18 protein-coding genes are annotated in these 24,770 nt (G+C 38.9%); 12 read left to right on the plus strand and 6 right to left on the minus strand.

From position 1 onward, the window contains the following. The first annotated feature begins 116 nt into the window (after positions 1 to 116). The 3 genes from CWB72_RS09200 to CWB72_RS09210 all read left to right on the plus strand — a co-directional run bounded on the left by CWB72_RS09200 (position 117) and on the right by CWB72_RS09210 (position 4,273). Positions 117 to 1,505: a cytochrome ubiquinol oxidase subunit I gene (locus CWB72_RS09200; RefSeq protein WP_138630810.1), complete on the plus strand. Its 1,389-nt coding sequence runs from the start codon at positions 117 to 119 to the stop codon at positions 1,503 to 1,505. Then, entirely contained in the window at positions 1,498 to 2,496 is a 999-nt protein-coding gene (locus CWB72_RS09205) for a cytochrome d ubiquinol oxidase subunit II (RefSeq protein WP_138568958.1), read from the plus strand. Before CWB72_RS09200 ends, CWB72_RS09205 begins: the two co-directional genes overlap by 8 nt. Before the next feature lie 130 nt (positions 2,497 to 2,626). Continuing rightward, the gene (locus CWB72_RS09210) at positions 2,627 to 4,273 is read left to right on the plus strand and encodes a winged helix-turn-helix domain-containing protein (RefSeq protein WP_138630812.1); all 1,647 of its coding nucleotides are present in this window, start codon (positions 2,627 to 2,629) and stop codon (positions 4,271 to 4,273) included. A 7-nt stretch (positions 4,274 to 4,280) separates the two neighbouring features. On the opposite strand, the gene CWB72_RS09215 is transcribed toward CWB72_RS09210, so the two are convergent. Together CWB72_RS09215 and CWB72_RS09220 are read right to left on the minus strand one after the other, a co-directional pair. After that, entirely contained in the window at positions 4,281 to 5,582 is a 1,302-nt protein-coding gene (locus CWB72_RS09215; RefSeq protein ID WP_138630814.1) for a hypothetical protein, read from the minus strand. Between the two features lie 54 nt (positions 5,583 to 5,636). Next, positions 5,637 to 5,894: a Rho-binding antiterminator gene (locus CWB72_RS09220; RefSeq protein WP_138630816.1), complete on the minus strand. Its 258-nt coding sequence runs from the start codon at positions 5,892 to 5,894 to the stop codon at positions 5,637 to 5,639. An 83-nt stretch (positions 5,895 to 5,977) separates the two neighbouring features. Here CWB72_RS09220 and CWB72_RS09225 point away from each other — a divergent pair, with 83 nt between their 5' ends. The 4 genes from CWB72_RS09225 to CWB72_RS09240 are packed head-to-tail and all read left to right on the plus strand — an operon-like array spanning position 5,978 to position 10,565. Continuing rightward, positions 5,978 to 7,342, plus strand: coding sequence for a DASH family cryptochrome (locus CWB72_RS09225; RefSeq protein WP_252371520.1), 1,365 nt, complete (start codon positions 5,978 to 5,980; stop codon positions 7,340 to 7,342). Between the two features lie 3 nt (positions 7,343 to 7,345). After that, complete coding sequence (locus CWB72_RS09230) at positions 7,346 to 8,809, plus strand: cryptochrome/deoxyribodipyrimidine photo-lyase family protein (protein ID WP_138630818.1); 1,464 nt, start codon at positions 7,346 to 7,348, stop codon at positions 8,807 to 8,809. A gap of 17 nt (positions 8,810 to 8,826) precedes the next feature. Beyond that, positions 8,827 to 8,979, plus strand: a complete 153-nt coding sequence (locus tag CWB72_RS09235; protein ID WP_130256784.1) for a DUF2256 domain-containing protein — start codon at positions 8,827 to 8,829, stop codon at positions 8,977 to 8,979. After that, the gene (locus tag CWB72_RS09240) at positions 8,976 to 10,565 is read left to right on the plus strand and encodes a cryptochrome/photolyase family protein (RefSeq protein ID WP_138630820.1); all 1,590 of its coding nucleotides are present in this window, start codon (positions 8,976 to 8,978) and stop codon (positions 10,563 to 10,565) included. The genes CWB72_RS09235 and CWB72_RS09240 overlap by 4 nt, the downstream gene beginning before the upstream one ends. A 32-nt stretch (positions 10,566 to 10,597) precedes the next feature. Here the strand turns inward: CWB72_RS09240 and CWB72_RS09245 are convergent, their stop codons facing one another. Next, positions 10,598 to 11,494 (minus strand): response regulator, encoded by an 897-nt coding sequence (locus tag CWB72_RS09245; protein WP_138630822.1) that lies wholly within the window; start codon positions 11,492 to 11,494, stop codon positions 10,598 to 10,600. A gap of 218 nt (positions 11,495 to 11,712) precedes the next feature. Here CWB72_RS09245 and CWB72_RS09250 point away from each other — a divergent pair, with 218 nt between their 5' ends. Then, positions 11,713 to 12,381 carry a chromosome partitioning protein ParA gene (locus tag CWB72_RS09250; protein ID WP_240701005.1) on the plus strand — a complete coding sequence of 223 codons (669 nt, stop codon included), beginning with the start codon at positions 11,713 to 11,715 and terminating at the stop codon, positions 12,379 to 12,381. Positions 12,382 to 12,449: 68 nt separating this feature from the next. Further along, positions 12,450 to 13,814, plus strand: coding sequence for a hypothetical protein (locus CWB72_RS09255; RefSeq protein WP_138630824.1), 1,365 nt, complete (start codon positions 12,450 to 12,452; stop codon positions 13,812 to 13,814). Positions 13,815 to 13,934: 120 nt separating this feature from the next. Here CWB72_RS09255 and CWB72_RS09260 read toward each other — a convergent pair whose 3' ends face one another. The 3 genes from CWB72_RS09260 to CWB72_RS09270 all read right to left on the minus strand — a co-directional run bounded on the left by CWB72_RS09260 (position 13,935) and on the right by CWB72_RS09270 (position 19,150). Further along, positions 13,935 to 15,017 carry a serine hydrolase domain-containing protein gene (locus CWB72_RS09260; RefSeq protein ID WP_171037258.1) on the minus strand — a complete coding sequence of 361 codons (1,083 nt, stop codon included), beginning with the start codon at positions 15,015 to 15,017 and terminating at the stop codon, positions 13,935 to 13,937. A 676-nt stretch (positions 15,018 to 15,693) separates the two neighbouring features. Then, positions 15,694 to 17,061 carry a leucine-rich repeat domain-containing protein gene (locus tag CWB72_RS09265; protein ID WP_138630828.1) on the minus strand — a complete coding sequence of 456 codons (1,368 nt, stop codon included), beginning with the start codon at positions 17,059 to 17,061 and terminating at the stop codon, positions 15,694 to 15,696. A gap of 481 nt (positions 17,062 to 17,542) precedes the next feature. Beyond that, the gene (locus CWB72_RS09270) at positions 17,543 to 19,150 is read right to left on the minus strand and encodes a GAF domain-containing hybrid sensor histidine kinase/response regulator (protein ID WP_138630830.1); all 1,608 of its coding nucleotides are present in this window, start codon (positions 19,148 to 19,150) and stop codon (positions 17,543 to 17,545) included. Between the two features lie 256 nt (positions 19,151 to 19,406). Here CWB72_RS09270 and CWB72_RS09275 point away from each other — a divergent pair, with 256 nt between their 5' ends. From CWB72_RS09275 to CWB72_RS09285, 3 genes are all read left to right on the plus strand, one after another. Then, positions 19,407 to 20,846 carry a basic secretory protein-like protein gene (locus CWB72_RS09275; protein ID WP_138630831.1) on the plus strand — a complete coding sequence of 480 codons (1,440 nt, stop codon included), beginning with the start codon at positions 19,407 to 19,409 and terminating at the stop codon, positions 20,844 to 20,846. Between the two features lie 287 nt (positions 20,847 to 21,133). Then, complete coding sequence (locus CWB72_RS09280; RefSeq protein ID WP_138568971.1) at positions 21,134 to 21,361, plus strand: hypothetical protein; 228 nt, start codon at positions 21,134 to 21,136, stop codon at positions 21,359 to 21,361. 567 nt (positions 21,362 to 21,928) lie between these two features. Continuing rightward, on the plus strand, positions 21,929 to 24,760 hold the full coding sequence (locus tag CWB72_RS09285) for a TonB-dependent receptor plug domain-containing protein (RefSeq protein WP_138630833.1): 2,832 nt from the start codon (positions 21,929 to 21,931) through the stop codon (positions 24,758 to 24,760). The last annotated feature ends 10 nt before the right edge of the window (positions 24,761 to 24,770 follow it).

The following is a 24,770-nucleotide window of genomic DNA, read 5'->3' on the forward strand; positions in this document are numbered from 1 at the left end:
TAAATCAAATAAGGGTTTAGTATGTTTTAAAGTTTCAGTAATTACTGAAACTTTAAAATCCTAAGTGGAATTTGATTTTCATTAGGGCGTGTTTTGGGTCGTGTTCGGAGGGGAGCATGCTAGATACTTTAATGTTATCGCGCATTCAATTTGCAGCGAATATTAGCTTTCACATTTTATTTCCTACAATCACTATTGCGCTTGGGTGGTTTCTTGCCTATTTCAAAGTTCGCTTCGAACAAACTGGAGATGCAGTTTGGATGCGAGCTTATCGGTTCTGGGTGAAGATCTTTGCTTTAAGTTTTGCGTTGGGAGTTGTCAGTGGCATTACCATGTCATTCCAGTTTGGTACTAATTGGCCGGGTTTTATGGAGAAAGTCGGTAATATTGCTGGCCCACTGCTTGGTTATGAAGTGTTAACGGCTTTCTTTTTAGAGGCTACATTCCTAGGTATCATGTTGTTTGGCATTAATAAAGTGCCAGTGCGAGTTCATACTATTGCCTGTTTTATTGTGGCTATAGGTACGACGCTGTCGGCATTTTGGATATTGAGCTTGAACTCTTGGATGCAAACCCCCGTTGGCTTTGAAATGCGTGATGGCATTGCTTATCCAACGGATTGGTTAGCCATTATATTTAACCCATCATTCCCCTACAGATTGAGTCATAAATTGATAGCTTCAGGGTTAACCGCAAGCTTTCTAATTGCCGGGATAAGTAGCTATCGTTTACTCCGAGGTGACGATAAAAAAGCCCCCAAATTGACCTTGAAAGTGGCTTTATTGGTGGCAGCGGTGTTGGCACCGTTACAAGCTTATGTGGGTGATCTACATGGCTTAAATACCTTCGAACATCAACCTCAAAAAGTAGCTGCGATGGAAGGTGTGTGGGAAACCACGCAAGGCGCACCTTTATTACTGTTTGCAATTCCTGACGAAGAGCAGCGCACAAATCATTTTGAGTTGGCAGTGCCAAATCTAGCGAGCTTGATTTTAACCCATGAACTGGATGGCGAAATAAAAGGCCTAAATGAATTTAAAGGTGCGCACCCACCTGTAAAACCTGTATTTTTCAGTTTTAGAGTGATGGTAGGGTTAGGTTTATTAATGATAGCTGTTGCTTGGCTTTCAGTTTTTAAGCTGTACAAAAATAAAACCTTACCAAAATGGTTGTTGCGAGTGCTTGTAGGTATGTCATTTTCTGGCTGGATAGCCACACTAGCGGGCTGGTATGTGACGGAGATAGGACGACAACCATTTATTGTCAGCGGTGTACTCACCGTCGAAGAAGCGGCTACGACAATTGCACCTGAGAATGTTGGTTTTAGTCTAGTGATGTACTTATTAGTGTATGCCTTTTTATTGGTTGCTTACTTACATACTGTGTTTTTAATGGCGCGAAAAGCGGTATTAATTGAAGAGATTAATGAACATGAGCATGTTGGTAAGAGACGTTTAAGTTTAGATAGTAAGGATTTAGATAATAAGGAGCCTGCTCATGTTTGAACAAGATACGCTGGCAATTATATATGTTGCATTAATGGCTTTAGCTGTGTTGCTTTACGCGATTTTAGATGGCTATGACTTAGGTGTGGGTATTTTATTACCACATAATAATGAGCAAGATGCAGATAAAATGATCGCCTCAATCGGCCCTTTTTGGGACGCTAACGAAACTTGGCTGGTATTGGCAATAGGTTTATTGCTCATCGCATTTCCAACGGCACATAGTTTGGTGCTCAAGGCTTTATATATTCCATGTACTTTTATGTTGATAGGTCTTATTTTGAGAGGAGTGGCTTTTGACTTTAGAGCTAAAGCCATCGTCGATCATAAAACAGCATGGGATCTAGCTTTTAAATTTGGCTCATTATTAGCAGCAACGTCACAGGGCTATATGTTAGGTCGCTATGTCATGGGCTTTGATGAGTCGCTTTGGTCTTATGGCTTTGCAATGTTGAGTGCAATCGGTGTCGCTGCTGCTTACATGTTGATTGGCGCAGCTTGGCTGGTTATGAAGACAGAAGGGGATCTGCAACAGTTTGCAATTAAAGTATGCAAGCGTTGTGTTTACATTGCTTTAATCGGTATTAGCCTAGTATCTGTTGCTAATTTATGGCTCTCACCTGAAATCTTCTTAAAGTGGTTTAGCTGGCCGGGTATGCTGTTGTTACTCCCTTTACCTATTATTTGCTTCGCTTGTTTTGTGTTGATTGCACGTAAGTTAACAGTATTAACCTCGCAGCCCGAGCTCAAAGCACATCATCCATTCGTGTTAAGTGTGGCTATTTTTACCTTATCTTTCTTTGGCTTGGCAATTAGTTTCTTCCCCGAAATAGTGCCAAATCATCTAACCATATGGGAAGCGGTTGCTGCCGCAGAATCTTTGAGCTTTTTATTGTGGGGAGCCTTGTTAGTTGTGCCTACCATACTTGCTTATACCGCTTATTCTTATCGAGTATTTTGGGGCAAGGTAGATGAGTTGAGATACTACTGATAGTAAATGCTATCTTAGTCGACAAAATCAGCGTAGTGGCAGTTCCCCAACCAGTCACTGCGCTGATTAACTTGCACCTTTTTATTGTATGTAGCAGACTGATACTAAGGTTTTTAAAGTTTTAATAGTTATGCGCTTTCAGATAGATGATAAAGTAGTCGATACCGTTACTGGAATTGTAAAAAGCGCTGATAGTGAAACCTCAATTCGAGCTAAAACTCTTCAAGTTTTAAATTACCTTATCGAACACAAATCTGACATTGTCGCCAAACAAGATGTAATTAAACATGTTTGGGATGATGTGGTTGTACAAGAACAAATACTGACTCAATCAATCAAAGAGATCCGAGATTTACTCGGCCCACAGGTTATCAAAACCTATTCAAGAAAGGGTTATCAATGGGTGGCGCCATTAAAAGCAGAACACTCAGAAACATACTCTACACAACAAAGAAAGTTAACCTCTAAGCGGCCTGTGATAAACAAGCAGCAAATTTGGCTTGGTGCTTCTTTAGTTGTGTTGTTATTGCTGGTATTAGTGTTTGTTTTGTTATTTAATCGTTCTGAGTCGGTTATGAAGGTGGCATTTTTGCCGGTGCAAAACGATGTGCAAGATAGTGTACACAACTGGGTGCCGTTAAGAGGGCAAGAGCAATTGTCACAGGGGTTAAGCCATGCCAGTGAACTGGCTGTGATTGACACCGATCATGTTCTGTATGCAATTGAGCGTCTAACACCAGAGCAACACTTAGCTTATCGGTCAGGCGCTTTATATCCATTTAGAGAAAAGCTCGATGCGGATTTAATCGTCCATACACGGCTTACGGGTTTTCCTGAAGATTTTCAACTGCATTATCGATTACAAACGCCTTTTGGCCTTGAGCAAGGCATTGAATTTTCGTCTTCAGTAAATGGTGCATTTGAGCAGTTAATTGAAAAGATTGCTGCACGATTTGATACTTATCAACCTAGCAATGAAACAAGTTATGCCAGCCAGTTTAGTAATGAAGCTTTTGCCAGAGGCGTTGCTTTGTATCTTGAGCAAGAGTACCAAGCTGCTAAACCTATGTTAGAAACGGCATTGAATGCCGAGGCTGACTTATTTGCTGCCAGACGTTATTTAGCTGCAAGTTATGCCAATACTAATCAAATAAGCACAGCCATTAAGCTACTCAATGAAAATATTGAACGCGCAAAAGCCTCTAATCAACAAGGGCGAGAATTGTTACGCGCCTATTTAATGATTGGCTATTTACAAATTAATTGGCCGCAATTACTCAACAGAGAACATGAGCTGCTTAGTGCTGAACAATATATTGAACAAGCCAAGCAACTTGCCGAGCAATTACAAGATGAGTTATTTATTGCTTATTCATACGAAGAGCTAGGTAAGGTCAAACGCTTACAAGGGGATTATGCTGCTTCTGCGGCTCATCTGAATAATGCACTGCAATATCATCAGAGATTTCAAGGTGATTATGGTCAAACTGCAGCGTTAATCGAGTTGGCTAAAGTTTCAAATGCACAGCAAAGTGAATCATTAACCCAAGATTACCTTGCACAAGCTTATGCTATTGCCAGTCGCTCAAAAGCCACCGCGAATTTAATATGGGTATTACTTGCAAAAGCCGATATTGCGAGGAGCCGCCTTCAGCACCAAGATGCCAATGCTTTTGCAAATCAAGCCAAAGAAATTGCACAACAAAGTGACGACCCAATGTTGATTGCTCGTGTAGCTGCATGGTTTAACGATTCCCCAGTGTATACCGTGAATTAGTTAAAGATTAATAGCTATTAACTTTCTTAATATACGCCTCTAGCTCTGCTTTGTATGGTGAAGCGTCGATTAACTTGGTTGCTCTGGCGACATCTTGCTGATGAATAGTGTAGATAGATGACTGTAATAAAGACAGTTTCCTTTTTTCGTCTGACACTCGATCTAAATTAGACATAACAAAATCAGGGTTATCGTAACTTGCTCTTTGCAATAAGTCTTCAATGGCATTGTCAGTATCATTTCTCCCTAAACTGTCTACCCATTCGATAGCTTGTTTCGGATCTTCACTGGCAAAACGTGATGCAGCTTCTGAAATTGCAACCAATTGCTTTTCTCCAGAGAACTGCTCAATATACCAAGATGCCGCTTGGCTAGGCTCTGATTCTGACCAGCGATTTAAAGCTTGCCTAAGCATACGTGGAGACTTTTGCTCTTCACTCAGCATATTCAGCCAAGCTGCGGCATCATTCGGTTGTTTGCTAAACCATTCACCAGTGACTTCTACAACCCCAACATTATGTTCAGAGTTACTCAAAGTATTAAGCAAGGTAGCAAACTCTTCGGAATGATTGATGCTATTTGATATCAATGAAAGGCTACTCGGGTTGAGTTTGCCTTGTTGTGCTAGTTCTGCAATTTTTGCAACACCTAAAGATTTATCATAGCTGTAAAGCCCGCTGAGTACTGCGGTCGCAACCATATGCTGAGTACCAAATTCTTTGAAATGAGCTTGGCTGAAATCCTGTTCCGCATACCACTGATAGGCGTCTAATGGCGCGTCTGTACTCCATACCGACAAAACAGACCAAGCATAAGACCACTTAAACTGCTCTTTATTAGAAATATTTAATGCCATTTCTAGGGCTTGCAGAGGCTGTTGTTCAGCCAAAACCTCGAGTGTTACGCCAAGTAATTTGGCAACGGCAGCACCAGGAAGCTGCTCTATAAGTTCTGCAGCGGTTTGCTGTAATTGATATTCGTCTAGCTGTGCCAATTTTGCATATAAGGGTAAGAGCGCGCGATTTGGTATTGTGAGGTAATTAGCATTTTGGTAAAGCGATAAAAAGTCATCCAAGTCTGAGGTTATAAATTGCTTATGTAATACTTCTGGTGTGGGTTTAGAGAAGTTGTTTGAAGCACTAGATGATAAAGCACTGTTTGTGTCAGATTTTGGGTGATGCAATACAAACTCTACAGCTTGTTCAACATGCATTATATCAGTGTCTATTTGTGCATTTTTGGTGAGGTAGCCAGCGCAAAAAGAAAGGCCACAAGCGAGTATAGAAATGGCAACAGACTTAGATATCATTATGATCCTTAAAGACTCAAAGGTTTAATTCCGTGAGTGTATCAACTTAATACTTTACGTAATATTAATTAAGAAATTATGCTTAGCAATAGCGTTGTCATGGGCATGTAGCCTTGCTACTTCTGTTAAAAGTATGCCTATATCTCTAGTATTTTTAAGCATTAATAGTTCTTGTTTTGCTGAGTTTAACGCGATGTCATGAGCTTCACCGATAAAGTTTTCTCCAGCTTTAGTCGTGACAGTAACCCAGCTTTTTCTCATACAAATAATTTCAAAATAATCATGCACATTGCAATCTAGTTGTTTGCTCATATCAGGCTCTTTTAAGCTTTTCTTGTGAACTCAATCGCTCATTTAATCGTAATTTAAGATAATTAACTTATTGGGTATTGGTTTTGCAAAAAATTAAAACACTATACTGGCTCACTCATGATCTTAGATTAGAAGATAACGCATTACTAAATAGTGTGTGTGACTTTTCAGATGAAATGTCGTTTGTTTATGTATTAAATGAGTCAGACTTCAAAGCGAGCAACTTTCAGCAACGCGCAATGGGTAAACAACGTCTCGTTTTTACCTTGCAAGCAATCTCAAATTTGGCACTTCAATTAGCTGCCAAAGGGCATAACTTAATTCTTCTTAAAGGCAATCCGGTTAAAGCTATCAGCAATTTATGTGAGAAGCTTCGAGTCAATACTTTGGCTGTAGCGCATCAGGTTGGTGTGTATGAAAGGCAGTGGCTCAAAGAAATTGAGCAAAACACGTTTGTTAGGCTGCATAGTGCTTGGCAACATACTCTTTGGCATGACACTGAAATTTTAAGTCATCCAGCCTACCTACAAAGCTTTTCAAAATACCGCCGTTTTGTAGAAAAGCAAAAAACGGCTGAGATTGCCGAGCCTTTAACAATAAATGAGCTCTTGCCACCAGCGACAAAAACTGCATTGGATTTTATGAGTACAGAGCAGGTGATTGGTGACATTTTACAAAGTGAAGGGTTAAGTGATGAATACTTTACCGAATCACCATTTCAAGGTGGCGAGTATGCAGCATCAGCACACTTAAAAAGTTACTTCGATTCAACTGCACCAAGCATCTATAAAGAAACTCGCAACGAACTTGATGGCTGGCAGCTGTCTACTAAATTTAGCCCTTATCTTGCGCAAGGCAGCTTGTCACCACGACAAGTGTGGCATGCGGTTGAGCAATATGAATCTAATATCATAGAAAATGAATCAACTTATTGGATTAAGTTTGAGTTGCTATGGCGCGAGTATTTTCAATGGTTAGCGCTTTATCAAGGTGAAAGCCTGTTCTCGTTTAAGGGGCAAGCGACTAGTAAGCCATTAACGAGCTTTTTCCCAGAACGGTTTAAAAAATGGTGTGAAGGTGAAACCCCATACCCACTGGTTAATGCTTGCATGAAGCAACTTAATCACACTGGCTTTATGTCTAACCGAGGTAGACAGATTGTGGCTAGCTGTTTAGTAAACGAGCTGTGTCTTGATTGGCGCTACGGTGCGGCTTATTTTCAGCAACAGCTACTCGATTATGATGTGGCATCTAACTGGGGAAACTGGCAGTACATTGCAGGTGTAGGGGCTGATCCCCGTGGTGGTCGCCATTTCAATATCGAAAAACAGCAAGCGCAATACGATCCCAACGATATCTTTATTAATCATTGGCTTGGTAAGCAAGATTTTCAACCGCTGGACTCGGTTGATGCCGCTGATTGGCCTGTTGACACGCGTGCACAATAGTTTATGGCGATTTCAGTCGTTTGGTTAAAACGAGATTTACGGCTCACTGATCATGAACCTTTACTTAAAGCCGTGCAGTCAGGTCATGCTGTTTTGTTAGTGTATTGCTTTGAGCCCATGCTGCTCAATGATCCACATTATAAACCTAGGCACTGGCAGTTTGTTTTGTCGTCTCTAAAAGACATCGCCGCACGCGTACCCCAAGGTGCGCTCTATATAAGTTTTAAAGATGTGCAAAACACTTTTGCTGAGCTGCATGATAAGTACAGCATTGCCGGACTCTATTCTCATCAAGAGGTTGGCTTAAACAACACCTTCGAGCGGGATAAGCTGATTGCATCTTGCTGCGAAAATGCTGGCATTACTTGGCACGAAACCCCATATGGCGCCGTAATTAGAGGGCTAACTCATCGCAAAACCTGGGACGAGTATTGGCAAAAAGTCATGCGTACTCCAACTGCCGATGTAGACCTAGATGCAGTTAAATGGTGTGTTGAAAACGAATTTGCAGAAAGCTTAAAAAAGGCGTCAATTGATGAACATCCTGAATGGTTTTTAGAAGCAGGAGAATACCAACAAGGTGGTGAAAACGCTGCCAAAGAGGTTTTAGATTCCTTCTTTGATATCCGCGGCCAAGCATATGCTTACAGTGTTTCGAGTCCGATATTGAGTCAAACGCATTGCTCTAGGCTCTCCCCCTATTTAGCGTGGGGAAATATCAGTTTAAGGCAAGCGTATCAGGCGGTGTTACAAAACTGGCAAAAAAAAGGCTGGCGCAGAAGCCTAGTTGCTTTTACATCTCGACTGCATTGGCATTGCCATTTTATCCAAAAATTCGAAAGCCAAAGTTCGATGGAATTTGAACCAGTTAACTTGGGCTATACACATTTACCGCGCGCAGATAGAGCTCTCGCAGCCGAGCGACTTACTGCGTGGCAACAAGGTAAAACAGGTGTGCCCATGGTTGATGCGTGCATGCGTTGTTTAATTGCAACCGGGTATATCAACTTTAGAATGCGGGCGATGCTGGTAAGTTTCCTATGCCATCACCTCGAAGTGGATTGGCGCGAAGGCGCTCCTTATTTGGCCAGTCTTTTCTTAGATTTTGAACCGGGTATTCATTACAGCCAAATGCAGATGCAGGCTGGGGTAACAGGCTTTAATACCATACGCATTTATAGCCCAGTGAAACAAGGTCTTGAAAAAGACCCCGACGGTGAGTTTGTAAAACGTTGGTTGCCTGAGCTTGCCAATATTCCCGCGCCTCTTGTACATGAGCCTTGGCAGCTTTCGCCAATGGAGCAACTTATGTATGACGTTGAACTTGGCAAAGATTACCCATACCCCATTGTTGATGTGGCAAAAAGCTACAAAGCAGCCCAAGATTTATTGTGGAAGTGGCGCAAGCGCCCCGAAGTTCGTGCTCAAGTCAGTCACTTACTCGCTCGCCATGTAAGACCCGATTAGAAAAAATGAAGAGTAACATGAAGAAAAGCCAATTACCGACCAAACTATGCCCAGTGTGTGAGAGACCTTTTACATGGCGTAAAAAGTGGCAGCGAGATTGGGAAAATGTGAAGTATTGCTCTAAACGCTGTGCGGGCAATAAAGGCAAACAAGATAAGGAGTTGGTATGAATAATCAGTATCAAACACTCAGATTAGTTTTAGGTGATCAACTCAATGCCAGTCACAGCTGGTATCAAGATAAAAATGAATCTGTGTTGTATGTCATCGCCGAGTTACATCAAGAAGCAACTTACACAGTGCATCACGTTCAAAAAGTACAGGCGTTTTTCGCTGCTATGCAAGGGTTTGCAGCAGGCTTAAAGCAAGCAGGGTTTCATGTTTTACACCTAACCTTGGACGACACTGCAAAATTTAAAAGCTTGCCTGAGCTGTTATCTCACTTAATTCAAAAGTTCAGTATTCAGCAATTTGAATACCAGCTAGCTGATGAAGCGAGACTTCGTACTCAAATCAGCGAGTTTTGTCAAAGCCTAGAAATCCAAAACATGGGCTTTGAAGCCGAGCACTTTTATGTCAGTGACCAAGAACTAGGGCAATACTTTAAAGCCAACAAAAAACACAGGTTAGAGCACTTTTACCGAACGATGCGCGCACGTTTCGATATTTTAATGCAAAATGGCGAGCCTGAAGGTGGGCAATGGAATTACGACAAAGACAATCGTGAAAAGCTTAAAAAACAAGATTTAAGCAATGTGCCGCAACCTCTGTTATTTGCCAATGATGTTACTGAGATAAATGAGCGTATTGCACGGCACAATATAAAGACTATGGGTAAAGGTGATAACACCTTACTCTGGCCCATAAATCGCAAGCAATCTGTTGAGCTTCTTAACTTTTTTTGTGAAGTCTGTTTACCTAATTTTGGCCGTTTTCAAGATGCCATGACGGGGCAACTAAAGGTAAAAGGCTTGGGAGAAGGCTTAGATGAAGACATGGGCTGGAGCCTGTATCACAGTCGTATTTCATTCGCTCTAAACAGTAAGGTATTGTCGCCTAAGCAGGTAGTTGATACTGCGATCCATTACTATCGACAATCAAATGGCAAAATTAATTTGGCACAAATTGAAGGCTTTGTCAGGCAAATACTTGGTTGGCGAGAGTTCGTCAGAGGAGTTTACTGGGCGAATATGCCTAACTACGCAACACTGAACCATTTAGATACAACGCGTGCGCTGCCTAGTTGGTTTTGGGATGCGAATACCAAAATGAGTTGTCAACATCATGCAATTAGTCAATCACTTGATTATGCATACGCTCATCATATTCAACGATTAATGATCACAGGTAATTTTTGTTTAATTGCAGGTATTCACCCTGACGAAGTTGATGCCTGGTATTTGGGTGTGTATATCGATGCTATCGAATGGGTCGAAATGCCAAATACTCGTGGCATGAGCCAATTTGCCGATGGTGGCATTGTTGGCTCTAAAGCTTATGCGGCAAGTGGAAACTATGTGAAAAAGATGAGTGATTATTGCACTAGTTGCGTTTACAAAGTGACAGAAACGGTGGGTAATAACGCATGTCCATTAAACTCTCTCTATTGGCACTTCATGCATCGAAATCAAGAAAAACTGGGCAATAACCCACGTACAGCCATGGTATTTAAAAATTGGCTTAAGAAAACCGATGAGCAAAGAGCTGCGGTACTTAATCAAGCAGAAACTTACTTAGAAGATATTAACAATATTTAATTTTTATCGTGCTGATTTTGATAACTGTTGTATTAAACGCCCACAATCAGCATTTTTCCCTGTGCCATACCCTCTCGTTCACAACTTAAATCAATACGACTATCTAAAGGATAACTAAATATCTGATCCAGGCGCGGGTGAGCTTGTGTAATAATTTTACAACTCTTTACGTAAAGACTTTCGCTACTGTGGCTGTCTAAAAATGCGTAAGAGGTTTTTTCTAAGGCTTCTTTACAGGCGTCTAATATATCAGAATGAATTTCATTTTTATGTATGGCTTTTTGTGCATATGACTCTTCAACATCCATGCAACTGCTAGCAAGAACACAAACAGCATAAACATCTAATACTGCAATAACCCTAAGTTTTTGACTCTTTTGTTCAGCGTAAATTACCATGACGCTGGGTATTTTCGATTCATCAAAGTTTTGGGCTCGAATTGGGTTTAAAGACAGGCTTTCACTAATATTTTTTTGCATTAGTTTTTCTAATTGCTCGGTTTTAGGCAGTGGTAAACCTTCTTTCAAAGGCACTGTTTGTTCGATTTTAAGCTCATTTTGTTCAAGTTTTTCAATAATTTGCTGTAGTTGAATATGTAGTTGTTCGTCAGTGAATGGTTTGGATAAGAAAAAGTTACAACCAGCAGTTCTTGCTTGAACTATTTTTTCTTTTTCATCAATTGTAGAAATAACCCCAACAGGTAGTTCAGGCCTTATTAAACGTATTTCTTCTAATAGCACTAGGCCAGTGTGTTCTGGCATATACCAATCAGTCAAAACTATATGAGGCTGCCATTCTATTAACTCAGCCCTTGCTTTCTTCACGCTTTCAACACTTCGTATAAAAAGCTTACGATACTGATACGACATCAGTGCGCGCTTTATAATTTCTCTTGTTGCTACGCTATCATCGACAATTAATACTTTCACACTGTTCCTTAAAACAATTAACCACAATTAGTATAGGCAAAATTTTTCATTAAAACTAAACTTATATCACTAATATCAGACAGGTTAAGTGTGTGGATACTCTTTTTCCTTATGAAGCCTATCAATATATAGCGCTTAATTTTGGCCTAGTTATTTTGGCAGCATGGTTTTACATATTGTTACTAATCCTGCGTGAATTTAGGAGATTCGCTGTTTCAATGACAGGAAAGGGCCAGTTGAGTGAAGAGCATGAGTCAGTAATTGCTCTTTGTAAAGAGTCGGTACAACGTGCTAGTCAATTTTCTGAGCAAAATGGTAGAACCATTTCCGAATTAGCTCAGGTACAACTTGCTTTAGAGCAACAGCTTACTCAAATACGCTCCTCTACGGCAGATCACATTACTAAGGAAGAGCAAGACTCAATTAACGATCTTAATAAGAAGCTAAGTCGTTCTCATAAACTGATCCGAAAGTTAAAAGGCGATTTAGATAAGACTTCAAAACAATTGAGTGATGTAAAAACGGAGCTTGATATTCGCACTTCTTCATTTATAGAGCTACAAACTAACAATAAGAAATTGCATGATGAGGTTACTTCGTTAAAGTTGCAGCGTGAAGAGTGGTTTAACGAACCTGCTACCCCCGTTTCTCAAGATAAGGCCGAACTCAACAAAATAATCAATGATTATAAGCGCCAGCTTCATGAGCAAAACCAGTTGATAGAGCAGCTTTCATTACAAACAAGTGAAGAATTCGATCCTGCTGAGATTGCTGAGTTACAAAAAGATTTGGAACAAGCGAAAACTAAAATAAAACATCTCAACAAAGAGAAAAAGTTTATTGAAGGGAGATACCTAGATGCGGTTAAAGCAAATAAATCCGTATAGTTTCTTTATAAAAAGCAATAAGTTGTTCTAAAATTATAAGGTGAAGTAGTAAAAGGGAACTTCGTTTTATGAAGAAAACAAAAATTAGCCCTGATGAAAGCTTATCTATAAAACTTGTTACACAACTTTTACCTAATGAAGATAGTCAACACGACTTATACTTTTCAATTCCAAATGAAATGCGAATTCATAGCGATACTTTTAATGAGACAGATTTCTTTAATTCGCACATAAAAATACAATGTGCATATTACTCAGAACAACTTCACCTCCCTTTAGTCAGAAGCCGCTATATCAGTAAAAAAAAAGGGGAGAAAAGTGATTATCGAGTTAATTTGAATTTATTTTCTTATCAAATACGTATTGCTCTAGATGCGGATATTAAAGCAGCATTGAAGCTAAAATCTGCTCATGAGTTTTATCCCATGGCTTGCGAATTAGTAGGGCAAATTAAGAAGCTACTTAAAAAGCTGAGGCGTTATGAACCTTCAGAGCAAACTTTGAAGCATTACTTCCAAAATGCAGATAACTATTTAAGTTGGCATAGTGAGCAAGGTTTTTTAAAACTGCTTGCAAAAGGTCCTAAATCTAGTGAATTTAGTCGTGAAAGATGTTTGATTTTGGATTTTTGTAAAGAAGAGAAGATTCACCGAGAGTTACATAATTATAATTCTGAGGTGACTTTAGACGATCCGAATCGTATTACTAATAAAATGCGGTTATTGCAGCGTTTAATAGAGCATGGTGTTGTATTTGATAAAAAAATATATGATTTAACTTTAAATATTAGGCGCCTAGTTAGAGGTCTAGTAACAGGTATAATAATGGCTTTAGTAATGTATTTAGTTTTAAATGCACGCACAAGCTTTCAAGAAATTACTGTGGCCTTAATTGCATTACTTGGTGTTATTTATGGTCTTCGTGAGACCTTCAAAGATGAATTAACCCAGTGGACAATGCGTAAAATTCAACATGGTCGACCTAGGTGGCGCATTTTTTTTATAAACTCAGCTGATGATGAAGAGGTTTCGCGCCAAACGATAAATTTTGAATTGATTAGAAGCAGAGAGCTGCCTGAAGACGTTGACGCGTTATTACAAAAGCGCCGTCAACAAAATAAGCAACCCGCAACATTATTACATTTCTCAAGTAAAAACGAAGTGAGGCAGCAGGAGTTTATGCCTGGATATGAAGAAATCCAACAACAGATCACTTTCGATTTAAGTTCTTTTGCGCGTTATTTAAAAAAGGGAGCCGGTAAACTTTATAGTCATGATGGCAATAAAGTGTCAGGACAAGGAGTTGAGCGTCGTTATCAAATCAATCTAGTTTTGAAATACACGACAGATCAAAACAAGGAAAGCAATCAGCTGGAGCGATATAAAATCATTATGAATCGCTCAGAAATTATCGCCATTGAACGTATTGATTAATGTTTGAATTATCTCCAAATGGCACTTTTATTTAAATAGTTGAATCTATGTATTGTGAACGAGGAAGAGTCCTTACATACCACTTTTAGATAGGGACTGCCTGTTGACTCGTAACTATATTTAATTATTTAATGGCGGGCCATAGCGGTTCAAGTAGTCGTATAGGTCATCTCTGAATAATTCGAACCCAAGTTCAGTGCGAAACCCTCCACCATTGGCGAAAAAAATAAACCCCCATTGCTCATGCTTAGATATGGCTACAAGCGCTTTGACTCCCGGATCAGAGCCGCCATGTATGTATTTGTTGTCATCAACCCACCATGTTAAACCTGAAATTTTATTGATCTTGGGGTATTGAACAGTAAGCATTTCATCTACTGTTTCGGGCTGTAAAAATGGCGCTCCTTGTATTGTTTTGCCATCATTCACAAAAATATGAAGAAAGCGCATAAACTCTATAGCACTGGTTTTAAGCCCACCATCAGCATAAGTCGGCATTTCATAGGTGCCTATACTCTGATAATTGCGGTTCAATAAACGATAAGAATAGGGTACTGCAACGTCACTGGTTTCAAGGTTTTCGCTTAGCCAGCGCGTGTGTTGCATCTCTAAAGGTGTAAAAATTTCTTGTTTGCAAAACTCATAAAATGGCATGCCTGAAACGTGTTCTACTAAATAACCTAAAAGTCCATAAGCTACATTGCTATATTCAGGTTGGGTACCGGGTTTAGAAGTATTAAAGTTATTGCCTTGATCATAATATTCGCTCCTGGAGGTGAAATAGCCTTCAATGAATTGCGCTAATGCTTCGGGTTTAAATGTTTTCTTCCCTATATCTTGGTAAAGGTCCCAATATGGGCTTCCTAAAAAGAAAGAGCCATCAGAAATACTAGAGACATGAGAGAGCAGCATGCGAATGGTGATTGGCGTGTCAGGAAAATGAGGGTTGCGAACAGCAAAAGGCAAGTACTGATTAATATCATCGTCGAGCTTTAATTTGCCTTGTTCATACAGTTTTAGTACCGCGGTGCCGGTGACTAACTTTGAGACTGAAGCCACCTGATATAAAGTAGTTTGAGTTGGCGCTGTTTGCGACTCTAAATTTGCACGGCCATATTGTTTCGAAAAAACAATCTCCCCCTCTTTAAAAACCAAAACAGACGCCCCTGGTAATTTTGCAGCCTCCATATACTGTGAGAGCATTTCATCAAAGCTCTTTGGAGTAGGCCGCATGTAAAGGTGTAGATCGGTATAAAACAAAAATGAAAATATTAAAACAAAGGGTATACCAATTAAAAACGTCAATCGCTTAATCATAATTCGTAAGTTAAGCTTCTTTTTAATATTCACTAAACACATTCACCTAAGTTTTTGTTTTCAAGACTATATTAAATTTAGTGAAAAATTTGTGAAGAGACAGAATTTCAGGTTTATAAACGAGTTTAAGCGTGTGAAATTAAATACTGGTGCAGGCGTTCATAATGTCTTTGTCTTGATTGGTGAAATTATCCGTTGAAGATAACTTCAGTAAATAATTCAGTACCATAGGCTGTAGGTGTAAAAATCATTTCTGGTTACGTTGTTTTTTACTGTGTCATTCCGCTGCAAACCGCATTCTAAAACGTTTCTGGCTTCTGAATTACTAAATTATTGTGCAACAAATCTTTGCTAACCTGCGGTGGTGTAAATTTAATTAGGCAACGGCGTTAAGGGTGTATATAAACTGTTTGATCCCCCTATACCTACAGGTTCGGTTTATAAATGAATATCTATGCGTTTTAACATTTGGGTGGGGCAATTGCCCCACCTGCTAATTTAAAAGCGCTGCTAAACTTAAAAGTTTATCGGAAGCTTGTTAATTTAGTTATCTAATAATTGTTCATGGGCAAACATTGCCTGAACAAATAACATCTAGATCAATGAGTAATTTTTCTATATTTTCATTATTAGTTAAATCAATACTGGTCAGTTGATTATTAACAAGGCGAAGCTCAACCAACGCGGTATTATTGAATACATCAATACTGGTCAGTTGATTATGACTAAGGACAAGCTTATTCAATGCGGTGTTATTGGATACATCAATACTGGTCAGTTGATTTTTTATAAGATCAAGCTCAACCAACGCGGTGTTATTGGATACATCAATACTGGTCAGTTGATTAAAACCAAGATAAAGCTCAACCAACGCGGTGTTATTGGATACATCAATATCGGTCAGTTGATTAAAACCAAGATAAAGCTCAGTCAACGCAGTGTTATTAGATACATCAATACTGGTTAGTTGATTACCACTAAGCCAAAGAATATTCAACGCGGTATTCTTTGACACATCAATACTGGTCAGTGGATTATAACTAAGGACAAGCCTATTCAATGCGGTGTTATTTGATACATCAATACCGGTTAGTTGATTATCCCAAAGAAAAAGATCATCCAACGCGGTATTCTTTGACACATCAATACTGGTCAGTTGATTTTCATAAAGGAAAAGATTATTCAACGCGGTGTTATTGGATACATCAATATTGGTTATTTGATTGATACCAAGGTCAAGTGAAGTCAACTCGGTTAGTTGTTCAATGCCATCAATACTGGTCAGTTGATTTTTATTAAGTAAAAGGACTTTCAACTCGGTTAGTTGTTCAATACCATCAATGCTGGTCAGTTGATTTCCTCCAAGTTCAAGCGAAGTCAACGCGGTATTCTTGGTTACATCAATGCTGGTTAGTTCATTATCAAAAAGGTCAAGAACAGTCAACGCGGTTAGTTGTTCAATACCCACAGCGGACTTTATATTTTTTTCTCTACATGTTAGAGCTGTGAGCTCTCCGACATATTGAAAGCCTGTATCTAGCACACATTGTTTAAGATTGTCTTCTTCAAAGTTAATGCTTGTTAGTTTAGTTTTTGCTTTAAATTCAGCTTCAACAGAGCAAGCGGAGGTCACTGGGGCTGTTGTGTAACTATTGCCTGATAGTTCACCATTACACCCGCTCACTTTATCTATTTCAAACCCAGATTTAGCCTCCAGCGTAAAGGTTGTAGTTGTACCGTGTTTAACGGTTACACTGGGTGGTGTGATACTGCCGTTGTTATCGCTTTGAGTGGTGACTGTGTATTCTTTTGTTTCATTGGTAATTGTTTTTTTATCAGAATCCCCTCCATCAGAACCGCCTCCACAACCAGCAAGCAGAAAAATGAATGAAAAAATGATTAATAATTTTGATTTTGAAGTACAACACATTAAAAATAATACCTTAATTTTTATTAGATTTGAGGATATTTTTAGAAAAATATAAACAAAACTTCAGGAAGAAGTTGAAAGATTGTAATAAAAATATTATTTCATTTATAGGAACAAACTCATTCCACGCTGTCAATAATCGTTTTTGTTGCTTAGATATTTTTAACCCATGTAAAAATAATGGGACAGATAAAAAGGCTACAATGCAGTTAACAAATAAAAGCGAGTTGTCAGCAAATAAAGTTACATAGCAAACGCTTCAATCAAAGGGTGCAAAACAGCAGGCTTGTGCGCCTTCGGCTCTAAATTGTTTCTGTCTAAAAACGAGTTAATTATTTTTTAATGCATAAAGGGCATAGCTATGAACAAATTAACGATGAATCGCTCAGAGATTATTGCGATAGAAAAAATAAATTAAGCCTATGTTTCTCAGATAGTTAGTTTCTTAGAAATATGCAAGTTGAGGTGACTCTACCATTTTTTATAAAGGGGAGAGAGAAGTCACTATTTGATTCAGAACGCTGATCAAATCAGCTTTTTTGTATGGTTTTGTAATAACAGAATCAAAAAGTGAACCAAGCTCTTTTTCTTGAAAAATATCAGCAGTTACAGCAACTTTAGGCTGTTTGCACTGTAATATTTTTAGCTTTTCTAAAGCTTGTAACCCAGACATTCCTGGTAAGTTGATATCAAGAAAGAAGAGATCAAAAGTATCTAAATTCGACATTTCAAACAACGCCTCAGCGCTTTCGAAAATCGTATGTTGGATACCAAGTTGCTGTAACATCGCCTTAATTAACATCTGGTTAAGCGCGTTATCTTCAACAACACAAATACGTAGTTTTTCAAAGCTCTGTACTTCGATTGGTTCAGGTTCTGCACATTGCTCGCATCCGTCAACAGGCAGTGATATTGAAACTAGGGTGCCTATACCTAAAGTACTCGATAACTGAATTTTGCCTTTCATTAGTTCGACTAACCCTTTAGAAATGCATAGACCCAAACCTGTACCTTCTTTTCTTTGCATACCGACTTGTTTGAATTTATTAAACAGTAGAACTTGGTCTGATTTACTAATACCTATGCCTTGATCAGCAACTTCTATGTGTAATTTATCTTTATTTAAATAGAAGCGAACATTAATCTGCTTTGTTTGTGGCGTGAATTTAATGGCATTGCCAATAATATTTACAATTACTTGCGTTAATTTTGTTTTGTCAATATTAAAAAAGCGCGAAGTAAGGGCACCATCGATATCGTAATTAAGTTCTACCTCTCCCTGCTGTGCTTTACTTCCCATCATATTCATAATGCTTTGAAATAATTTATCCAGGCTTACTGGTTGCGGTTTTAGTTCCATCTTTCCCGCATCAATTTTTTCTAAGTTGAGCACCGAGTTGACTATTTCTAGTAACTGATGACTACTAAACTCGATGTTTTGTATATATTCAAATTGCTCTTTTGGTAGAGCTCTTATATCGGCAGACTCTTTTAAAACTTCGCTAAAACCTGTAATGGCATTGAGCGGAGTACGAAGCTCATGGCTTATTGTTGATAAGAACTCGTCTTTTGCACGGTTTGAATCTTTCAATTGCTTTACTTTTAGCCGAAGCTCTAGTTGAGCGATGACTTGCTTAGCCAGTGTTTGAAGTGCTAAACGCTGCTCGTTCGTCAATTTTTGTGGTTCATCACTGATTGCGCAAAGTGTGCCTATTGCTTCGCCATTTGGAGCACATAAAGGAGCGCCAGCATAGAAGCGAATTTTAGGGCCGTCGGTCACTAAAGGATTATCAAAAAAACGCTCGTCATTTCGTGCATCTTCAATTTCGAAAATGTGTTCCTCTAAGATTGCATGTGAGCAAAATGCTATTTCCCGGCTGGTCTCATCTGCATCAAGGCCAACCTTTGACTTAAACCACTGTCGATTACTATCAACCAGACTGACCAATGAAATCGGTGTATTACAAATGACAGATGCCAATTTAGTAATATCGTCAAAACACTGTTCAGCTTCTGTATCAAGCACTTTATACCTTTCTAAGGTTCTTAAGCGCAGATTTTCATTTACGGCAAGTGGGGCACTTTTCATATTGAGTTTCCATGCAATAAAAGCTCTCAATTAACATTAGCATCAAGCTTCAGATGCGGTAAAGCAGTTTCTAATTATTAAAAATCTTGATGTGAGCTAAAGAGATATATTGATCTAATTTTCATGAGTATAGACCTTATAAAAGTGGGGTATGTTATTTGGAAAATATAAAGTATGTTTTTTAAACGCAAAACACTTGCTTTTATGGAACGTTCCAATATTGTGTATCTAACTTAGAAACTTGAAGATTGTACTTATGTTTAGAAACAGAAACCTAGCGATACTTTTTGCAGCCCTATGTGCACAGACATCATTTGCCAAAGATATTGTCTTGTATGACATAACAAATAAAGAGCCATTTACCGCACAAGCTCAATATCCTGCCTTTGTTGATACAGAATCTGTTGAGCAAGTGTTTGACGCTTCTATTCACAGTAAATTTTTATCAGATAAGTCTGAAGCTTGGGTGCAAATTAACTTTGAAAAAGCGTTTCAAATACAGCAATACTCTTTAACGTCAGCTGGCGATGCACCGCAGCGAGACCCAAAGCATTGGCAAGTTCAAGGCTCTATGGATGGAAAAAGCTGGGCCTTACTAGATAGCCAAACTCAGCAAGCTTTTGATTCAAGGGCGCAAACTAAAATCTACACGGTTTCACACAGTAAAACCGTAAAACATATTCGTTTTGCTTTAAAACAAGAAGGCACAACTGAATGGGGTGATAGCTACTTGCAGGTAGCTGATATCGGCCTTTATGCGGCTACTGATTTACCATTGGCTTCATTTGAGTTTGATAAACGCATTGTAAAGCTAAATGAAGAAGTAACGCTAACTAACACCAGTGAGAATGACCCTAACAGTGTTGAGTGGATGATTCCCGGTGCCACAATTAAGCATCAAGGCAATGATGTTAAAGTACGCTTTGCAAAACCCGGTAGTTACTCTGTAACGTTGAACACTAAAAATGCCGCAGGTGTAGATAGCATTACTCAAAAAAATGTCGTCAAAGTCATGGATATTCATCGACCTTGGGCTGGGCTACAGTTTCCTAAAGTGGTTGTTGAACTTGAGGATACTGAGTCAGCAGGTGCAAAGAGGTTGATCAAGTTGCTGCCAAATATCGAACAAGCAATTAATGATGTGACTCGTGATTTAGTGCCAATGTTGTATAACAATTTCACCGAAGTGCCTGAATTTGAGCAAGTGACTTTTAAATTAAAGTGGATGGATACTCTTGCTTATCGTGCGGGTGATTATTCAAATATGGAAATTGCATTTAGTAGCAAATATATCACTGAAAAGTTAGCCGATAAGCCGGATGAACAAGTGACTTACGAGCTACTCGGTGTGCTTTGGCATGAGCTGACCCATGGCTATCAGTTATTCCCACAATCTGCGACGGGCACCCCAGAAGAAACCCATGCATTTATCGAGGGAATTGCTGATTTAATTCGCATTAATGCGGGCTTTCATAAAACTCGTGAACCTCAACCTTCAGATACTTGGCTGGGTGGCTACACAAATACCGGCTTTTTCTTATCTTGGTTAAGTAAACGGTATGAAGCGTTTGAACACCAATTTAATGCCACAGCAACAGAATTACCAGATTGGACATTCGCAGCAGCCATTGAATATGTGACAGGTGAAAAGGTCGAAAAACTATGGCAAGAATACCAAGCTGAACTTACTAAATAATAAATCTCTCCTTTTTTAAATGGTCATTATCGCTTCCTCTTAAATAATAATGACCATTCATTAAATTTGCAGACTATGCCTTCATCATTAATAGCCTATTACGCGTTAGAAATTTCAAATACATGGTTATAAATTAGATGAATTTTTATTACCTAAAATGTTGACATTGATTAAATTTAACGCAATTATTGGAACGTTCCTATTGGGTTCTTTGCTTTAGGATATGACCAAAGTGTTTTAAGAACAGACACTTTTTTAAAATAAAAATGTTAATAAGGAAAATAAAGATGAACATGAAGAAAAGTCTCATCGGCATGGGGTTGGTAGCCATAACGACAACGGTTTTGTCAGTATCAGTCAATGCCAGTGTTTGGGGTATGAGTGTGTATTGCTGGGAAGATTCGAATAGAACACAATTAATATGGTCAATTTATAAACCTCAGCCTAATTATGATTACCGAGTTGCAATGGAGCAGTGTGATGCTCAAGGCGGTTACTTGGAGCTTAGATTGTAGAGAAAGCTCACTCTAAGCTTTTTTGAAAGTTCTCATAAATTCGTGTATGCGAACTTTCTATTTATTCAATATATAATCTAAGTAATATAAACATAAAAATTAATCAACAATGATACCAAACCTATTGGCTCGTTTATAATAAAGACTTTTTAATAGTTTATGTATATCTGAACTACCTATTTAAATTTTTAATTTTGTTTTAGCACGTTTTTAAATAAATGCAATTTCAACGGTTACCTTCATTTTCATCTTAAATTTGTTTAAATCATGCGTTATTTCGGTGTATTAAATTTTTTAGTGAAGATTCGATGGCGTAATTCATAAGCTCAGAGTGTAGCCAATTTTGCAATGTTAAATTTAATTATTGTGATTGAATATCAGTTAAAAAGTGAGATTATAAATATTTTACAAGCTTATGAATTTTTCTTGTCTTAATTGTTGACATTAAATAAATGATAAGTAAATATTGGAACGTTCCATGCTGAGTTTGCAATTTTATATGCACTTCAGCATTTTTTACATAGACTGCTTGGAACGTTCCATTAAAGATAAATCTTAGAGGCTAAGATGAATAACAATAAAATTTTAATGCTATCGCCTTTGGCACTGGCCGTGTCTTTGTCGATATCTGCTTCTGCAACAGCTGCAGAGCAAAATCAGGTCGAAGAAAAAGTTGAACGTATTGAAGTGACGTCTTCACGTATTAAGCGTACTGAACTCGAAGGGGTTACCAATATTCAAACGATTTCATCTGCAGATATGGTTAGAAGTGGTTTCACTAATGTTTATGAAGCGTTAAGTAGTGTGACTGCGGCCAACGGCCAGATCTTAGGTGAAGTTGAAACGGGTTCTTACACGCCGGGTGCCAAAGAGCTAAAGTTGCGAGGCTTAGGCCCAGAGTACACTCTGATCCTAGTAAACGGAAAGCGTTTAGCCTACTACCCAATGCCTTACGGCGGGCAAACCAACTTTGTTAACCTCGATATGATCCCAACTGCCATGGTTGATCGAATTGATATTCAAACCGGTGGTGCATCAGCGATTTATGGTTCGGATGCGATGGCGGGTGTTGTCAATATCATCACGAAAAAAGGCATTGACTCTCATTATGTAGATGCATATTACGGCCAAGATACCTATGGTAAAGGTGACAAGAAAGGCTTAACCTTTGTTGGTGGCTTTCAAAAAGATGCATTTACATTTGACTATGCGCTCGAATACAAACATACCGATCCACTTTTATCAGGTGATCGACCCATACATGATAGTGTCTGGGATAACCCTCATCCTGACGCTCGTCGAGATATAAACCGTTCTATTACTGTGTATGCACAAGATACAGAATATAAAAATCAGTATTCAGATCAATATTGTAATACTGAGCAAAATCCTCACCCTAGGGCCGTAAAGCATTTCATAGAGTTTAATGGATATGGTTCAAGTTGTGGTTGGGATGAAACAAGTGATAAATTACTGCGCAACCAATCAGAAGCATACAGCCTTTATATTAATTCAGAGTATCAATTAAACGAACAGCATAGTTTATTTGCCAATGGTTTTTATATTGATCAAGAAAAAAAAGGACGAAGAAATGCATTGTTCTGGGGTAATCATCCACAACTTCATGGTAGTGCATTCTGGGACCCAGATATTGTCAATAAAGACGGAGGGTTAGGTGCACCCGTATATTATATGTGGCGAACGGTCGCAGATGAAGAATATACGCCAGATGGCTTAGGTCGAACATATAACGATACGTCATTATCGTTTAATGTCGGTATCAAAGGTGAAATAGGTGATTATTACTATTCAATAGGTTATAGCCGAGCAAACTATGACTTCAACGACCGATATTTAAATCACACCAATGAAGCAAACCGTTTACTCAAAGGTGAGCAATACGGTGAAGTGAATGGTTTACCAGTATATCGTCCGAATTATGAACTTTGGTTTTCTCCATTAACACCTGATACATATACACAGCTTGCAGATTGGGCAACCTATGACGGTAACTCATTTAACAACACCTTTACTGCTGACATTACAGGCGACTTATTTGAATTACCAGCTGGGCCGGTTGCATTTTCAGCTTATATCGAAGCAATGAATGAAGGTACGCGTGCAACCCCTGATGCGCGCATAATCAACAAAGAATTTGTTGGTCAAACCGGCGTTATTACAGAAGGTGAGCGTGATCGCTATGCCGCCGCACTTGAGTTCTTGATCCCAGTCACCGAGCAATTTGATGTCGAAGCTGCCATTCGTTATGACCATTATGACGATATTACTGAAGTCGGTGGGGCACCAACCTATCAGCTTGGTTTTACTTATCGACCTACTGATTCTCTAGTACTTCGTTCGGCGTATAGTACGACTTTCCGTGGACCAAGTATGTCTTCAGTTTATCAAGGTTTTTCAGGTAACTATGGTGCAGGCAATGATAGGATCACAGCGGATGCCTGTGCACAGTTAGAAAAAAATGGGTCAGTCAGTGGCTATGTAACCGATGCACTCACTGAGACTTGTAGCGACGTTGATTTATCTAATTCGGATATGGCAGTCTTGCAAGCAAATTTTGAAACTGCATCAGTAGGTGATCCAACACTTAGAGAAGAGACTGGTAACTCATTTACCGCAGGTTTTGTCTACGAGTATTCAGAGCACTTATCATTTAATATTGATTATTACGATATCACTATTAAAGACAAAATTAAGGTTCTTGAAGCTGGCAGTATTCTTCATACTATGTGGGAGTGTAATCAAGGTATTCTTGATGGTAACTCACAGTTGTGTAAAAACACAGCTGATCGTATAAAACGCTACGATGAAAATGGTAAAGGTATTGATCGTCTTGGTAACACTATTTCTGGTGATGCTTACACACCACATTCAATTCGACAAGGTTACATTAATGCGTCTGAAACTCAAGATGGCGGGATTGATTTAGGGTTTAAGGGTTCTTACGATTCGGATTTTGGAACGTTCCGTTACAAGTTTGAATACAACAAAGTGCTTAAGAAAAAAGAGCGGATTGAAGCGTCTGACCCTTTGCTAGATATGCTTGATAGCCAAAGAAACTATGACTTCAACGACACAGGTAACTTCAGTTTGACTTGGCAGAAAGAAGATACATCGATTTCATTATTAGCCTTATATAAAGGCAAAATGTGGAACAACGCGCCATATGGTGAGCGTGAAAAATTACCTGCTTGGTATCGTTATAACTTGACATTCGGCCAATTCATTGGTGACAAAACACGCATTATCTTCTCTGTGAAAAACCTACTTAATGCCATGCCGCCACGAGATACTACTTATCGAAATTACCCGTTTTACTCGGCTGGTAACTACGACAGCATTGGTCGAGAGTTCGTATTGCGTATGACTTACGAGTTCTAACAAGAATAAT

Origin of the sequence: Pseudoalteromonas phenolica (genome assembly GCF_005886345.1) — a bacterium.
Taxonomy (GTDB): Bacteria; Pseudomonadota; Gammaproteobacteria; order Enterobacterales; family Alteromonadaceae; genus Pseudoalteromonas; species Pseudoalteromonas phenolica_A.

What these genes read in the sequence shown, in the direction of transcription:
- CWB72_RS09255 (WP_138630824.1), top strand. Translation starts at nt 12,450, where the DNA reads ATGAAGAAAACAAAAATTAGCCCTGATGAAAGCTTATCTATAAAACTT.
- CWB72_RS09200 (WP_138630810.1), top strand. Translation starts at nt 117, where the DNA reads ATGCTAGATACTTTAATGTTATCGCGCATTCAATTTGCAGCGAATATT.
- CWB72_RS09280 (WP_138568971.1), top strand. Translation starts at nt 21,134, where the DNA reads ATGAACATGAAGAAAAGTCTCATCGGCATGGGGTTGGTAGCCATAACG.
- CWB72_RS09270 (WP_138630830.1), bottom strand. Translation starts at nt 19,150, where the DNA reads ATGAAAAGTGCCCCACTTGCCGTAAATGAAAATCTGCGCTTAAGAACC.
- CWB72_RS09250 (WP_240701005.1), top strand. Translation starts at nt 11,713, where the DNA reads ATGACAGGAAAGGGCCAGTTGAGTGAAGAGCATGAGTCAGTAATTGCT.
- CWB72_RS09220 (WP_138630816.1), bottom strand. Translation starts at nt 5,894, where the DNA reads ATGAGCAAACAACTAGATTGCAATGTGCATGATTATTTTGAAATTATT.
- CWB72_RS09230 (WP_138630818.1), top strand. Translation starts at nt 7,346, where the DNA reads ATGGCGATTTCAGTCGTTTGGTTAAAACGAGATTTACGGCTCACTGAT.
- CWB72_RS09285 (WP_138630833.1), top strand. Translation starts at nt 21,929, where the DNA reads ATGAATAACAATAAAATTTTAATGCTATCGCCTTTGGCACTGGCCGTG.
- CWB72_RS09275 (WP_138630831.1), top strand. Translation starts at nt 19,407, where the DNA reads ATGTTTAGAAACAGAAACCTAGCGATACTTTTTGCAGCCCTATGTGCA.
- CWB72_RS09265 (WP_138630828.1), bottom strand. Translation starts at nt 17,061, where the DNA reads ATGTGTTGTACTTCAAAATCAAAATTATTAATCATTTTTTCATTCATT.
- CWB72_RS09215 (WP_138630814.1), bottom strand. Translation starts at nt 5,582, where the DNA reads ATGATATCTAAGTCTGTTGCCATTTCTATACTCGCTTGTGGCCTTTCT.
- CWB72_RS09210 (WP_138630812.1), top strand. Translation starts at nt 2,627, where the DNA reads ATGCGCTTTCAGATAGATGATAAAGTAGTCGATACCGTTACTGGAATT.
- CWB72_RS09240 (WP_138630820.1), top strand. Translation starts at nt 8,976, where the DNA reads ATGAATAATCAGTATCAAACACTCAGATTAGTTTTAGGTGATCAACTC.
- CWB72_RS09260 (WP_171037258.1), bottom strand. Translation starts at nt 15,017, where the DNA reads ATGCTCTCACAGTATATGGAGGCTGCAAAATTACCAGGGGCGTCTGTT.
- CWB72_RS09205 (WP_138568958.1), top strand. Translation starts at nt 1,498, where the DNA reads ATGTTTGAACAAGATACGCTGGCAATTATATATGTTGCATTAATGGCT.
- CWB72_RS09235 (WP_130256784.1), top strand. Translation starts at nt 8,827, where the DNA reads ATGAAGAAAAGCCAATTACCGACCAAACTATGCCCAGTGTGTGAGAGA.